The following is a 14,392-nucleotide window of genomic DNA, read 5'->3' on the forward strand; positions in this document are numbered from 1 at the left end:
TTTATGGAGCAAAAAATGCCAAAAATTTCGACCGAATTACGGAAAGATATCGTTCGCGTTCCTAAAATTATTCGTGAAGCAACAGGGATTCAAATTTTTGGTCGGCGGGTGCGTTCCATCATCTTTACCACCGATATTGCGATTATTCGCAATACTGATGCGGATGCTGTAATTGCAGTTTATCCTTTTACACCACATCCGGCAATCACCAAATCAATCATTGAAGCTGCAGATATTCCAGTTTTTTCTGGCGTTGGAGGCGGGCTAACCCAAGGGGAGCGTTCAACTTATATGTCGATGTTTGCCGAAGCCCAAGGATCGATTGGGGTTGTTTTAAATGCACCGACTTCGGTAGATACTGTTAAAATGGTTTGTCGGGTCGTCGATATTCCGGTAGTAAGTACGGTTACTTCTAAATTGACACCAATTGATGAAAAACTCGCAGTTGGCGTTAAGGTCATAAACATTAGCGCTGGCAAAGAAACGGCCGCTACTGTTCGGCATTTCCGTGAAAACTACCCCGATTTACCGATTATTGCTACAGGTGGACCTACTGAAGAGAGTATCTTAGAGACAATTGAAGCTGGCGCAAATGCTATCACGTATACGCCGCCTTCTAATGGCGAGTTATTTAGCCGTAAGATGGAACATTATCGTCAAATGGAAATAGAGAAAGAATAAAAGATAGTCTGGTGTTATCATGCAATAACGCCAGACTATTTTTTGTGTAATTTTATGTGAAACGGCAAAAAAATAGTCGAATTATTTATAAAATAATTTTTTTGTCTTTTTCTTTCATACCATAAACTTTCCGTTTTTGATTGTCTTTCAAATAATAAAGTTCACGACTTTTATTGGTCATCAGTAAAACTAAAATAGTTTGTAACGTAAGGGCAGGTTGCCTATTTTCAGCGCTAAAAACAAAATCGTCTGCTGCGTCTATTTTTAAATTGGTGACTGGTTGCTCACCAAGATAAAGCTGGTAGTGCTCTTTTTTTTGTGGCATAGTCGCTAAAATAGTAACCAATTCTTTTGCTTGCATCATGACACCTTCTACTTTTTACTTTAACGTTATAGTAGCATAATTTTTTAAAAAGTAGCGCCAGTAAAAAAGTAAGGGGCATAAAAATGAAATGACTGTCTCGTGTTGCCGCGTGTTATTAAAGGGGAAATGCTAGTTTTTGAAAAAAGCTTACAAAAATTGTCATACTTTCACGAAAATTGGTTGCTAGTTTTCAAATGAGGTGTTATACTCCAATACATAATTTATTGCGCAAGACGCAGTAAGATACATACCTGCTTATATATCGTCGTAATCTGGTCGACAGTCTCTACCCAGTACCGTAAATACTGGACTATAAGCAAAAAACGTGCGTAAGGCGCTTTTTTTGCTTAGACTGGCAAAAAGCGTCTTTTTTTGCTAGTTTGGCAGTAAAGATGAAAATTTAAAAAGGAGCAGTGTAATTATGAAAGAATTAGTTGCAAGAATCAAAGAAGACGGACGTGTGTTAGGTGACGGTGTTTTAAAAGTGGATAGTTTTGTGACCCACCAAGTTGACCCGGTCTTAATGGAGGAGATTGGCAAACGCTTTGCCCAAGTATTCCAAGCGGCTAATATCACAAAAGTTGTCACGATTGAAGCTTCTGGCATTGCTCCTGCGCTTTATACTGCGCAAGAATTAGGGGTTCCCTTAGTTTTTGCTAGAAAGTCTAAAAGTTTAACAATGAACGAAGAACTTTTGACTGCGCAAGTTTATTCTTTTACTAAACAGGTGACGAGTACTGTTTCGATTTCTAAGAAATTTTTGACTGAAAACGACAATGTATTATTAATTGATGACTTTTTGGCTAATGGCCAAGCGGCTAAGGGCTTGATTGAACTTTGTCAACAAGCTGGTGCTCATGTAGAAGGAATCGGGATTGTGATTGAAAAATCATTCCAAGATGGCCGAGAACTTTTAGAAGACATGGGGATTAAAGTTGTTTCTTTAGCCCGAATTGCATCATTAAAAGCAGGTGAAGTAGAATTTATCGAGGAGGATGCTTAATTGGATAAGCAGACACAAAACGGAAAAGCAGCTGTTTTAGGGTTGCAACACTTACTTGCAATGTACGCCGGTGCAGTAGCAGTACCACTTTTAATTGGGACTGGTTTAGGTTTTAACGAAACACAAATGACATATTTAATTTCTATTGACATTTTTATGTGTGGGATTGCCACATTGTTACAATTAACGGTCACGAAATTTTTTGGGATTGGTTTACCAGTCGTACTAGGTTGTGCGATTCAAGCCGTTGCCCCTTTAATTTTAATTGGAAGTAAATCAGGTGTTGGTGCCATTTATGGTTCAATTATTGCTTCTGGTATTTTTGTTGTTTTAATCGCGGGCTTTTTTTCAAAGATCAAAAAGTTATTTCCTTCACTTGTGACAGGAACGGTTATTACGGTTATTGGTTTAACTTTAATTCCAGTCGCTATTACGAAAATGGGTGGTGGTGACGCTACAGCGCAAAACTTTGGCGAACCTAATCAATTGATTTTAGCTTTTGTCACGATTTTATTAATTATCGGGATTCAAGTTTTTGCTAAAGGATTTTTACGTTCAATTTCTGTATTAGTAGGACTTGTTGGGGGGACTCTTTTAGCTTACTTGATGGGGATGGTTGATTTTGCTGCCATTGGTCACGCACCTGTTTTCCATATTCCACAACCTTTTTATTTTGGGAAACCTACGTTTGATGTGTGGTCTATTTTACTTATGATTATCATCTCGATTGTAAGTATGGTGGAATCTACTGGCGTTTACTTTGCCCTTGGTGATATTACTGGTCAAGCAATCAATGAAGATGATTTAAAGCGCGGGTATCGTGCAGAAGGATTAGCTGTTATTCTAGGCGGAATTTTCAATACATTTCCTTACACAGGCTTTTCTCAAAATGTGGGCTTGGTGCAATTATCAGGAATTAAAACCAAAAAACCGATTTATTTTTCCGCTATCTTTTTAATTATTTTAGGTCTATTTCCTAAGATTGGTGCGATTGCACAAATTATTCCTGAGCCAGTATTAGGCGGTGGGATGTTAGTGATGTTTGGTATGGTAGCTGTCCAAGGAATGAAAATGTTAGCCAAAGTTGATTTTAATAATGATAAGAATTTATTAGTAATCGCTGTTTCACTTAGTTTTGGCTTAGGTTTTAATTTGATGCCTCAATTGTTCAGTCAATTACCAGAAACATTGCAAATGTTTACCGGTAACGGGATTGTGATGAGTAGTTTAACTGCCATTCTTTTAAATTTGATTTTTAATGGTTTAAAAGATGATAAAGAAACAACTTTAACTAATGCAGTTAGTGAAACGAAATAAAAATGTGCAAATGACGTCAAATGATGTCATTTGCTTTTTTTGTCTTTAAAGAAATTATTGAATTTTTGTAAGAAATAAGATTAAGGTATTAATATTTTAGCATTGCGTTTTATGAACAAATCTATCTAAGACAACGAGAAAAATAAGTTGTTCGGCATGTTTGTTTAAAACACGAACGAATTTATAATTTGTATGTTTAATATTCGAGTAAATATTTACAGCTAAATTTTAACTTGCTACAATAATAACAAGTTAATTGTAAAGGAGCAAAACATGAAACCACAAGTTGCAGTTATTATGGGAAGCGTGTCAGATTGGGAAACGATGAAGTACGCATGCGAACAATTAGATGAGCTAGGAATTAGCTATATAAAGCAAGTTGTCTCTGCACATAGAACACCAGATTTAATGTTTGAATTTGCAGAAAACGCAAGAGATAACGGGTTAAAAGTAATTATCGCTGGTGCAGGTGGTGCTGCTCATTTGCCGGGGATGGTGGCAGCAAAAACTACATTACCGGTGATTGGTGTTCCAGTTAAATCCCGAACATTAAATGGTTTAGATTCGCTGCTTTCAATTGTACAAATGCCTGGTGGAATTCCAGTAGCTACGACTGCAATTGGACAAGCTGGTGCAACCAATGCCGGACTACTTGCGGCACAGATGCTTTCCATGTATGATTTAGACATAGCGCAAAAATTAGCTAATAAGCGAGAAAAAATGCGTGATATTGTGATGGAAAGTAGTGATCAACTTGGTTAAGCCTTTATTACCAGGCGCTGTAATTGGCATTGTGGGTGGTGGACAATTAGGTCGGATGATGACCATTAGCGCAAAAGAAATGGGTTTTCGCGTCGGCGTTTTAGATCCTGCTGCTGATTGTCCAACTGCACAAGTAGCAGATTGGCATATTGTGGCAGCGTATGACGATGTATTTGCTTTAGAAGAAATGGCTCGACGCTGTGATGTAATTACGTATGAGTTTGAAAATGTGAGTGTTGATGCCTTAAATGCCATTATTTATAGTGCTAATGTCCCTCAAGGAACTGATCTTTTAGCAATCACACAAGATCGGTTAATGGAGAAAGCTTTCTTGGAAGAAAATAATATTGTGATTGCACCGTATGAAACAATTATTAGTCCAACAGATATTCAAGATGCCATTGATAGTATTGGTTATCCTTGTGTCTTAAAAACAACTCGTGGTGGTTATGATGGTAAAGGACAATACGTTTTGTATAGTACTGCAGACTTAGCACCTTCAATGAATTTGCTACGTTCTGGCACTTGTGAGCTGGAAGCTTGGATTCCTTTTGAAAAAGAAATATCTGTCATGGTAGCAGGAAATGGCAGCGGGGAGTTTATGGTGTTTCCAGTAGTAGAAAATATTCATCGCCATAATATCTTACATGAAACTATTGCACCGGCTAGAGTCGCACCAGAAGTAGTAGAAGAAGCTCAACGAATTGCTAAGGTGATTGCTAAAGCTCTGGATTTACGTGGAGTGTTAGCGATTGAGATGTTTTTGACCAAGACTGGCAGTATCTATGTCAATGAACTTGCACCGCGTCCGCATAATTCAGGACATTATTCCATTGAAGCATGTAACCAAAGTCAATTTGATGCTCATATTCGTGGGATTTGCGGTTGGCCTTTAGGAGAAGTGAAATTACTAAGCGATGCAGTTATGGTCAATATTTTAGGCGATGAGTTGCAAGAAACATATGATTTAATTGCTAGAAAGCCAAACTGGCAATTTCACTATTACGGCAAAGCGCAGGCCAAGCCCGGGCGTAAGATGGGACACATTACCATTACAACAGAAGACATCTATGCCACATTAGAAGAAATCTATCAAACAAATATTTGGGATTAGTCGTATTTTTTAGTATGATGAAACTATTTTTTTCAAATTTAAAATAAGCGAGGAGCTATTGCATGTTAGAACGTTACACACGCCCGGAAATGGGTGCAATTTGGACTGATCAAAATCGTTATCAAGCCTGGTTAGAAGTTGAAATTTTAGCCGATGAAGCTTGGGCAGAACTAGGAGAAATTCCCAAAGAAGACGTTAAAAAAATTCGCGAGAACGCAAAATTTGATATTGATCGTATTTTAGAAATTGAAGAACAAACGCGCCACGACGTCGTAGCTTTTACCCGTGCGGTTTCTGAAAGTTTAGGATCAGAGCGCAAATGGGTCCATTACGGATTAACCAGTACCGATGTTGTTGATACTGCTTATGGCTATTTATTAAAACAAGCCAACGATATTCTACGTCAAGACTTACAAAATTTCTTAGAAATCATTGGCAATAAAGCCAGAGAACATAAAAATACAGTTTGTATGGGACGTACTCATGGTGTTCATGCCGAACCAACAACTTTTGGCTTGAAATTAGCTACTTGGTATTCAGAAATGAAACGTAACATCGAACGTTTTGAACATGCGGCAAAAGGGGTAGAAGCAGGTAAAATTTCCGGTGCAGTTGGAACTTTTGCGAATATTCCACCTTTTATTGAAGAATTCGTTTGTGAAAATTTAGGAATTCGTCCCCAAGAAATTTCTACGCAAGTGCTGCCACGAGATTTACATGCGGAGTACTTTGCAGCACTGGGATTAATTGCCACTAGTATCGAACGTTTTGCTACAGAAATTCGTAGCTTACAAAAATCCGAAACAAGAGAAGTAGAGGAATATTTTGCTAAAGGGCAGAAAGGCTCTTCGGCAATGCCTCACAAACGTAATCCAATTGGTTCAGAAAATATGTGTGGTTTAGCGCGGGTTGTTAGAGGACATATGCTAACTGCTTATGAAAATGTTCCATTATGGCATGAACGTGATATTTCACATTCCTCTGCTGAGCGTATTATCGTACCAGATACGACAATTTTATTAGATTATATGTTGAATCGTTTTGGTAATATTGTTAAAAATTTGACTGTTTTTCCGGAAAACATGAAACGCAACATGGACGCAACTTTTGGCTTAATTTATAGTCAACGGGTGATGTTAAAATTAATTGATAAAGGTATGACAAGAGAAGAAGCTTATGATTTGGTACAACCAAAAACAGCTTTTGCTTGGGATCACCAAACAAGTTTTAGACCTTTATTAGAAGAAGACGATAAAATCACGTCAATTTTGACTAAAGCGGATTTAGATGATGCTTTTGATTACCACTATCACCTTAAAAATGTTGATGCAATCTTTAAGCGAGTAGGTTTAGAATAAAGATTAAAAGAAGTCGTGGCGATAATGCTAAGGCTTCTTTTTTTGTAGATAAAAAGTTTGTGGCAGTAAAAAAGGCGGTATGACAAAAAATGTCATACCGCCTTTTTCGATTAAACGTTGTGTTAGAAGGAACTTTTATCACAACTACTTTAAATAAAGGCAACTTTTGGTTGTGTATAGTGGCGCAATCTTTCATCACGAAGGATCGCAAGTAAAGTCTCCACTAAAGAAAAATTATACTCTTCTAAATTGAAAAACACTTTAAAAGTGTAATGGTTTTTAAAAAAGCGTTGCTCGTGAATTTGTTCAATAATTAATTCTTCGTTGTGACTGTTTTGATAACGAAATATTCGTTTACGGCAGTCCACTTGGCGTTTTGAAGCTTGTTTTACTTTGCGAAAAGTGTAAAAAGAAGTGTTCTTATTCAGTTGGTAAACTTCTTCTACTGCTAACAAGTCATTAAATAAACGACGTCTATCATCAAAAGTAAGCGAATCTAAAAAATTGGCAATTACCTGATTGTCACTTTCCATCCATAAGCCCCCTAAAAATCCTATCAATGAATCTAAAAGTACTATATCACTTTTTTGTTTTGTTGTAAACGCTTCATCAAATACTAGTCTAAATTATAAAATTTAAATAAAATTTATTAAAAAAAAGACAATGGGAAAACTAAAAAAGAAATCATGTGTTTTAAGGTTAAACACGAACAATATATTCGTTTTAATCATTAAATATCCTGAAAAATATTGACCTTGATTTTATCAGTTGTTAAAATAAGTACAAGTTAAACACGAACGATTTCATTGTTTGTTCAATTTAATGTCAATAAAACGAGGTGCGAAATGCAAAAGAAGGAATTACGCTATGCCGGTAAAGCAAAAAAACTTTACGCTACTGATAATCCAGATGTTTTTTGGGTAGAGTATTTGGATCAAGCGACAGCTTTAAATGGTGTGAAAAAGGATAGAGTAGCTGGGAAAGGTGCTTTAAACAATCAAATTACTAGCTTAATTTTTGAACAACTAAAAAGCGAAGGGATTCCATCACATTTTGTTAAAAATGTATCTAAAACCGAACAACTAGTCAAAGGTGTGGAAATTATTCCACTAGAGGTTGTCGTTCGCAATGTTGCTGCTGGGAGTTTTTCAAAAAGATTACAAATTGAAGAAGGAACGCCTTTAGATTTTCCAATTGTAGAATTTTATTACAAAGAAGATGCATTAGATGATCCATTTATTAATGATGACCATGTAAAACTGTTGAAACTTGCTACAGGTAAAGAAATTAACGACCTCAAGCATTTGGCACGAGAAGTAAATGTGGCGTTGCAACGAATTTTTGAACAAATTGGAATTAAATTAATTGATTTTAAAATTGAAATTGGCCGTACCAAAACCGGTCAATTACTTTTAGCTGATGAAATCTCACCAGATACCTGCCGTTTGTGGGATTTATCAACCAATGAGCATTTAGATAAAGATATCTATCGTCGTGATTTAGGCGATTTGGTTCCAGTATATGAGGAAGTATTATCGCGTTTAGAAAATCAATTTTTAGTAGAGGAGCAGTAGCATGTATTTCGTAAAAGTTTATGTAACATATAAAGAATCAGTTTTAGATCCCCAAGGAGAAGCGGTTAAAGGGGCAGTTCACCGGATGGGTTATGAAGAAATCGATGAAATTCGGATTGGAAAATATTTTGAAATTAAGGTAGCAAAAAGTGATTATCCCGTTGAAGAGATGATTGAAAATATTTGTGACAAATTATTAGCCAATGTCAACATGGAAACTTATCGTTACGAAATTACTGCAATGGAGGAAGTCTAATATGAAATTCGCCGTAGTCGTATTTCCCGGCTCTAATTGTGACATGGATATGCTTTGGGCGATTAAAGATGTAATGGGAGCAGAAGCGGAATATGTACGCCACGATGTGAGCTCATTAGCAGGTTTTGATGGCGTGTTGTTGCCCGGGGGCTTTTCATATGGTGATTATTTGCGTTGTGGAGCGATTGCTCGTTTTTCACCAATTATGGCAGAAGTAAAACGTTTTGCCCAAGAAGGAAAACCTGTCTTTGGTACTTGTAATGGTTTTCAAGTTTTAACAGAAGCTGGCTTGTTACCAGGTGCTTTAATTCGTAATAAATCATTACATTTTATTTGTAAAACAACACCCATAAAAGTCAACAATCAAACAAAATTTACTTCTGAATATGAAACAGATGAAGTGATTGATCTTCCTGTTGCTCATGGGGAAGGTAATTATATTTGTGATGAACAAACTTTAGCGCAATTAAAAGCAAACAATCAAATCGTTTTTACTTATGAAGAGGATGTAAATGGTAGTGTAGAAAATATTGCTGGTATTTGTAATGAAGCTGGTAATGTCTTAGGGATGATGCCTCATCCAGAACGTGCAATGGAATCATTACTAGGCTCAACTGCCGGCAAACGTTTTTTTGCCTCAATTTTGAAAAATTTCGGAAAGGTGTCCGTTAAATAATGATGAAAATAAGTGAACCAACACCACAAGAAATCAAAGAACATAAAATTTATGCCGAGTGGGGCTTAACCGATGAAGAGTATCGCTTGATTGCAGAAGATATTTTAGGACGTATGCCTAATTACACAGAGACTGGTCTTTTTTCTGTTATGTGGAGTGAGCACTGTTCGTATAAAAATTCTAAACCCGTTTTGCGTAAATTCCCTACTAGTGGTCCACAAGTTTTACAAGGACCTGGTGAAGGTGCGGGAATTGTAGATATCGGTGATGGGAAAGCGGTAGTTTTTAAGGCGGAAAGTCATAATCATCCTTCTGCGGTTGAACCTTATGAAGGTGCAGCAACAGGTGTCGGTGGGATTATTCGCGATATTTTCAGCATGGGTGCCCGTCCAATTGCAATCTTAGATTCATTGCGTTTTGGCGAGTTAGACAATTCGCGAACGAAATACTTATTAGAAGAAGTAGTAGCTGGTATTTCCGGCTACGGCAACTGCATTGGAATTCCAACTGTTGGTGGAGAGGTATCCTTTGATCCTTGTTATGAAGGAAATCCACTAGTAAATGCTATGTGTGTTGGCTTAATCGAACATAAAGATATTCAAAAAGGACAGGCTAAAGGTGTCGGCAACGCCATTATGTACGTTGGAGCAAAAACAGGGCGCGATGGTATTCATGGCGCAACATTTGCTTCAGAAGAATTTGTTGAAGGCCAAGAGCAACAACGTTCTGCTGTTCAAGTTGGCGATCCTTTCATGGAAAAATTATTACTAGAGGCATGTTTGGAATTAATTTTAGAACACCAAGATATTTTAGTTGGCATTCAGGATATGGGAGCAGCAGGACTAGTATCTTCTAGTGCAGAAATGGCATCAAAAGCCGGATCTGGGTTGAAATTATATCTCGATGACGTTCCACAAAGAGAAACTGGGATGACGCCTTATGAAATGATGTTATCTGAGTCACAAGAGCGGATGTTAATTTGTGTCAAAAAAGGCGCAGAAAAAGAAGTTGAAGAACTTTTTTCTAAATATGAATTAGATGCCGTTACAATCGGTGAAGTGACAGATGACGGGCTTTATCGTCTCTATCATCATGGTGTTGAAGTGGCGAATTTACCTGTCGACGCTCTAGCAGAAGATGCTCCGACTTATTATAAGGAGTATGTAGAGCCAGCCCGCATTAAAGAATTCGCTGAAATGGAAGATTTCACTCCTGTAGTCGAAGATGCTACAGCGACGTTATTGCAATTGTTACAACAGCCGACGATTGCATCAAAAAAAATGATTTATGAAACGTATGATTCTCAAGTGCGCACAAATACTGTTGTAACACCAGGAAGTGATGCAGCAGTTTTACGGGTAAGAGGAACAAACAAAGCGCTGGCCATGACAACGGATTGTAATGCTCGCTATCTGTATTTAAATCCAGAAATTGGTGGACAAATTGCCGTCGCCGAAGCAGCCCGTAATATTGTTGCTAGTGGAGGGCAGCCTTTAGCAATCACAGATTGCTTAAACTATGGTTCTCCTGATAAACCAGAAGGATTCTGGGAATTATGGACTTCAGCAGATGGTATTAGTGCTGCTTGCCGTACTCTTAATACGCCAGTGATTTCAGGAAATGTTTCGTTATATAACGAAACAAACGGTAAAGCAATTTATCCAACCCCTGTAATTGGAATGGTAGGGCTAATCGCGGATACAAAAGATATTACCACTCAAGATTTTAAAGCTTCTGATGATCTTATTTATATCGTCGGTGAAACTTTTGCTGATTTCAACGGTACAGAAATTCAAAAAATGCAAAAGGGTTTAATTGAAGGTAAACTAATGGATTTTAATTTGGCAACAGAAAAAGTTAATCAAGATTTGGTGTTAAAAGCAATTCAAACTGGACTTGTCACAAGCGCCCACGATTGCGCAGAAGGAGGTCTAGCGGTAGCTTTAGCGGAATGTACTTTTAAAAATGGTTTTGGGCTTAATGTAGCTGTAAAAATGCCAAAAGAAAACTTATTTGCAGAAACGCAATCTCGTTTTGTTTTATCTGTGAAAAAAGAAAAACAAGCAGCTTTTGAAAAATTAGCGAAAGACAAAGCGACACTAATTGGTAAAGTTACAGACGATGGAGAAATTAAGATTCAAGCCTTGGACGGCAATATCGCAGTTGCAACATACACTGCCAAAGAACTTTGGGAGGAAGCCATTGCATGTCTTATGAAGTAAAAAGTTTAAATGAAGAATGTGGCATTTTTGGCGTCTGGGGTCACCCAGACGCAGCACGTGTCACTTATTTTGGTCTTCACAGTTTGCAACATCGAGGACAAGAAGGCGCCGGAATTGTTTCAAATGATAACGGCAAACTATATGGCTATCGTGAATTAGGTTTATTATCAGAAGTCTTTAAAGACGATCGTCAATTGGCACAATTAAAGGGAAGTGCTGCAATCGGGCATGTTCGTTACGCGACAGCCGGAAATGGTAGTGTGGATAACATCCAGCCTTTTTTGTTTAAGTTTTATGATTGTTCAGTTGGGCTGGCTCATAATGGCAATTTAACAAATGCGCGTAGTTTGCGGACTAGCTTGGAACAAGATGGCGCGATTTTCCACTCCAACTCCGATACAGAAATTTTAATGCACTTAATCCGACGCAGTAAAAAAGAAAATTGGTTGGAACAATTAAAAGAAGCGCTAAACGAGGTAAAAGGTGGTTTTGCCTATATCTTGATGCGAGAAGATTGTATGGTGGCAGCTTTAGATGCTAACGGTTTTCGCCCGCTAGCGATTGGTAAAATGAAAAATGGCGCCTATGTGGTCGCTTCTGAAACTTGTGCGTTGGAAGTAAGTGGCGCTGAATTTGTTCGTGACGTACAACCCGGTGAAATTATTATCATTAATGACGAAGGCGTGACAATTGAGCACTTCACAGAAGATACACAACATGCGATTTGTTCAATGGAATATGTTTATTTTGCTCGACCAGATTCTAATATTGCTGGGGTGAATGTCCATACAGCTAGAAAAAACATGGGACGCAATTTAGCTAAAGAAGCCCCGGTTGACGCAGATATGGTAATTGGGGTTCCCAATTCCTCGCTATCAGCAGCCAGTGGTTATGCCGAAGCCTCAGGTATTCCTTATGAATTAGGTTTAGTAAAAAATCAATATGTCGCCAGAACTTTTATTCAACCGACACAAGAGTTAAGAGAACAAGGTGTACGGATGAAATTATCTGCTGTTCGCGGAGTTGTTGCAGGCAAAAAAGTGATTATGGTCGATGATTCTATCGTTAGAGGTACCACCAGTCGTCGCATTGTCGATTTATTAAAAGAAGCAGGCGCAAAAGAAGTACATGTCAGAATCGCTTCGCCGCCTTTAAAATATCCTTGTTTTTATGGCATTGATATTCAAACTCGTAAAGAATTAATCGCAGCCAATCATTCAGTAGAAGAAATTCGTCAAGTTATTGGTGCAGACTCTTTAAGTTATTTGAGTGAAGATGGTTTAATCGATGCGATTGGATTAGACTTTGATGCACCATATGGGGGCTTATGTATGGCCTATTTTAACGGTGACTATCCGACCCCTTTATACGATTACGAAGAAAAGTATCAAGCTTCACTAAAAGAACAAACTTCATTTTTCTAAATAAAAGGAGCGAAAAAAGTGGCGAATGCATATGCAAAAGCTGGCGTTGATGTGAATGCTGGTTATGAGGTAGTAGAGCGAATTAAAAAACATGTCAAAAAAACGGAACGCTTAGGAGTTATGGGCGCTTTAGGTGGTTTTGGCGGTTGTTTTGATTTAAGTAGTTTGAAGATCAAAGAACCAGTTTTAATTTCTGGAACCGATGGTGTGGGGACCAAATTGATGGTGGCTTTTAAAGAAGATAAACACGATACAATCGGGATTGACTGTGTGGCAATGTGTGTTAATGACATCGTCGCCCAAGGAGCAGAACCGTTATATTTCTTAGATTATTTGGCAACTGGTAAAAATGAACCTGCCCGTTTAGAACAAGTCGTAGCAGGAGTTGCTGAAGGCTGTTTACAAGCAGGAGCCGCTTTAATTGGTGGCGAAACTGCTGAAATGCCTGGAATGTACGAAGAACAAGAGTATGACTTAGCTGGTTTTGCAGTTGGTGTAGCCGAAAAAAGTCAACTAATAACAGGTGAAAATATTCAAGCCGGAGATGTGTTATTAGGCTTGCCTTCTACAGGGATTCATTCTAATGGTTTTTCTTTAGTACGTAAAATTTTCTTTACAGAACATAACTTATCTGGCGACACGAAGATTGCAGCGTTAGAAGGTAAAACGTTAGGTGAGGTTCTTTTAACCCCAACGAAAATATATGTTAAAGCATTAATGCCTTTAATAAAAGAAAATTTAGTTAATGGAATCGCTCATATCACAGGCGGTGGCTTTGTGGAAAATATTCCGCGGATGCTACCAGAAAATGTGGCAGTTGAAATTACCGAAGGAGCTTGGCCAGTGTTACCGATCTTTACTGTTTTGGAAGAATACGGCCAGCTTAACCATAAAGAAATGTTTGAAATCTTTAACATGGGAATTGGGATGGTTTTAGCTGTAAGTAAAGAAAATGTAGCGCAAGTAAAAGCAGTTTTGGCAGAGTTAGACGAGCCATGTTATGAGCTTGGTCAAGTGGTAGCTGCTACAAAAGATGCCCCTGCGATTACAATAAATGAGGAAAAGAAATGAGAATTGCCGTTTTAGCTTCTGGTAATGGGAGCAATTTTGAAGCGCTGGCGGATTTTTTTCAAAAAGAAAAGCTCCCCGCAGAAATTGCTCTTGTTTTTAGTGATAAAAAAGATGCTTTTGTTTTAAAACGAGCTGAGAAATTTAATGTGCCAACTTTTCACTTGGCACCAAAAGACTTTCCGGATAAAAAGGCCTATGAAACAGCACTGTTGGCACTATTACAACTCGAAAAAATTGATTTAATTGTATTGGCAGGCTATATGCGCATTATTGGTGAAGGATTATTAACAGCTTTTCCTAAAAAAATTATTAATATCCACCCATCATTATTACCGGCTTTTCCGGGTCTTCATGGGATAAAGGATGCTTATGATTATGGTGTGAAAGTAACTGGTGTGACCGTTCATTATATTGATGCTGGAGTGGATACTGGACCAATTATTGCCCAAGCACCAGTAAGCATTGACTCAGAAGATGACTTAACTACTTTAGAGGCAAAAATTCATCAAGTGGAGCATCAACTGTATCCCGAAGTTCTAAAAAAAATTGTAATGTCTAAAGGGAAATAGC

The 14,392-nt window shown here is 37.8% G+C and carries 15 protein-coding genes and 1 riboswitch; of the genes, 13 read left to right on the forward strand and 2 right to left on the reverse strand.

Annotation, left to right across the window (positions count from 1 at the left end):
* Positions 1-3: 3 nt before the first annotated feature.
* Positions 4-681, forward strand: a complete 678-nt coding sequence (locus RU96_RS01645; protein ID WP_071863811.1) for a beta/alpha barrel domain-containing protein — start codon at positions 4-6, stop codon at positions 679-681.
* An 85-nt stretch (positions 682-766) separates the two neighbouring features.
* Here the strand turns inward: RU96_RS01645 and RU96_RS01650 are convergent, their stop codons facing one another.
* Positions 767-1,045, reverse strand: coding sequence for a hypothetical protein (locus RU96_RS01650; protein ID WP_249024135.1), 279 nt, complete (start codon positions 1,043-1,045; stop codon positions 767-769).
* A 235-nt stretch (positions 1,046-1,280) separates the two neighbouring features.
* A riboswitch (purine riboswitch) is annotated at positions 1,281-1,378 on the forward strand.
* Between the two features lie 88 nt (positions 1,379-1,466).
* Between RU96_RS01650 and RU96_RS01655 the strand changes: the two genes are divergently transcribed.
* The 5 genes from RU96_RS01655 to purB all read left to right on the forward strand — a co-directional run bounded on the left by RU96_RS01655 (position 1,467) and on the right by purB (position 6,599).
* Positions 1,467-2,048 carry a xanthine phosphoribosyltransferase gene (locus RU96_RS01655; RefSeq protein WP_071863813.1) on the forward strand — a complete coding sequence of 194 codons (582 nt, stop codon included), beginning with the start codon at positions 1,467-1,469 and terminating at the stop codon, positions 2,046-2,048.
* Positions 2,049-3,365, forward strand: a complete 1,317-nt coding sequence (locus RU96_RS01660) for a nucleobase:cation symporter-2 family protein (RefSeq protein WP_071863814.1) — start codon at positions 2,049-2,051, stop codon at positions 3,363-3,365.
* A gap of 273 nt (positions 3,366-3,638) precedes the next feature.
* Entirely contained in the window at positions 3,639-4,127 is a 489-nt protein-coding gene (purE, locus tag RU96_RS01665; RefSeq protein ID WP_071863815.1) for a 5-(carboxyamino)imidazole ribonucleotide mutase, read from the forward strand.
* Positions 4,111-5,241, forward strand: a complete 1,131-nt coding sequence (gene purK / locus RU96_RS01670; RefSeq protein ID WP_071863816.1) for a 5-(carboxyamino)imidazole ribonucleotide synthase — start codon at positions 4,111-4,113, stop codon at positions 5,239-5,241. The genes purE and purK overlap by 17 nt, the downstream gene beginning before the upstream one ends.
* Before the next feature lie 62 nt (positions 5,242-5,303).
* On the forward strand, positions 5,304-6,599 hold the full coding sequence (purB, locus tag RU96_RS01675; protein WP_071863817.1) for an adenylosuccinate lyase: 1,296 nt from the start codon (positions 5,304-5,306) through the stop codon (positions 6,597-6,599).
* Positions 6,600-6,748: 149 nt separating this feature from the next.
* On the opposite strand, the gene RU96_RS01680 is transcribed toward purB, so the two are convergent.
* Complete coding sequence (locus tag RU96_RS01680) at positions 6,749-7,132, reverse strand: hypothetical protein (protein ID WP_071863818.1); 384 nt, start codon at positions 7,130-7,132, stop codon at positions 6,749-6,751.
* 312 nt (positions 7,133-7,444) lie between these two features.
* Here RU96_RS01680 and purC point away from each other — a divergent pair, with 312 nt between their 5' ends.
* The 7 genes from purC to purN are packed head-to-tail and all read left to right on the forward strand — an operon-like array spanning position 7,445 to position 14,391.
* The gene (gene purC, locus RU96_RS01685) at positions 7,445-8,173 is read left to right on the forward strand and encodes a phosphoribosylaminoimidazolesuccinocarboxamide synthase (protein WP_071863819.1); all 729 of its coding nucleotides are present in this window, start codon (positions 7,445-7,447) and stop codon (positions 8,171-8,173) included.
* Between the two features lies 1 nt (position 8,174).
* A complete protein-coding gene (gene purS / locus RU96_RS01690; RefSeq protein ID WP_071863820.1) occupies positions 8,175-8,429 on the forward strand; it encodes a phosphoribosylformylglycinamidine synthase subunit PurS in 255 nt (84 codons plus the stop codon).
* Between the two features lies 1 nt (position 8,430).
* The gene (purQ, locus tag RU96_RS01695) at positions 8,431-9,105 is read left to right on the forward strand and encodes a phosphoribosylformylglycinamidine synthase subunit PurQ (RefSeq protein ID WP_071863821.1); all 675 of its coding nucleotides are present in this window, start codon (positions 8,431-8,433) and stop codon (positions 9,103-9,105) included.
* Positions 9,105-11,327, forward strand: a complete 2,223-nt coding sequence (gene purL / locus RU96_RS01700; RefSeq protein WP_071863822.1) for a phosphoribosylformylglycinamidine synthase subunit PurL — start codon at positions 9,105-9,107, stop codon at positions 11,325-11,327. The genes purQ and purL overlap by 1 nt, the downstream gene beginning before the upstream one ends.
* Positions 11,312-12,751 carry an amidophosphoribosyltransferase gene (purF, locus tag RU96_RS01705; RefSeq protein ID WP_071864037.1) on the forward strand — a complete coding sequence of 480 codons (1,440 nt, stop codon included), beginning with the start codon at positions 11,312-11,314 and terminating at the stop codon, positions 12,749-12,751. The genes purL and purF overlap by 16 nt, the downstream gene beginning before the upstream one ends.
* Positions 12,752-12,769: 18 nt before the next feature.
* Positions 12,770-13,822 carry a phosphoribosylformylglycinamidine cyclo-ligase gene (gene purM / locus RU96_RS01710; protein ID WP_071863823.1) on the forward strand — a complete coding sequence of 351 codons (1,053 nt, stop codon included), beginning with the start codon at positions 12,770-12,772 and terminating at the stop codon, positions 13,820-13,822.
* Positions 13,819-14,391: a phosphoribosylglycinamide formyltransferase gene (gene purN / locus RU96_RS01715; protein ID WP_071863824.1), complete on the forward strand. Its 573-nt coding sequence runs from the start codon at positions 13,819-13,821 to the stop codon at positions 14,389-14,391. Before purM ends, purN begins: the two co-directional genes overlap by 4 nt.
* Position 14,392: the final 1 nt, after the last annotated feature.

The sequence above is a fragment of the Enterococcus canintestini genome, from assembly GCF_001885735.1.
Lineage (GTDB): Bacteria > Bacillota > Bacilli > Lactobacillales > Enterococcaceae > Enterococcus_C > Enterococcus_C canintestini.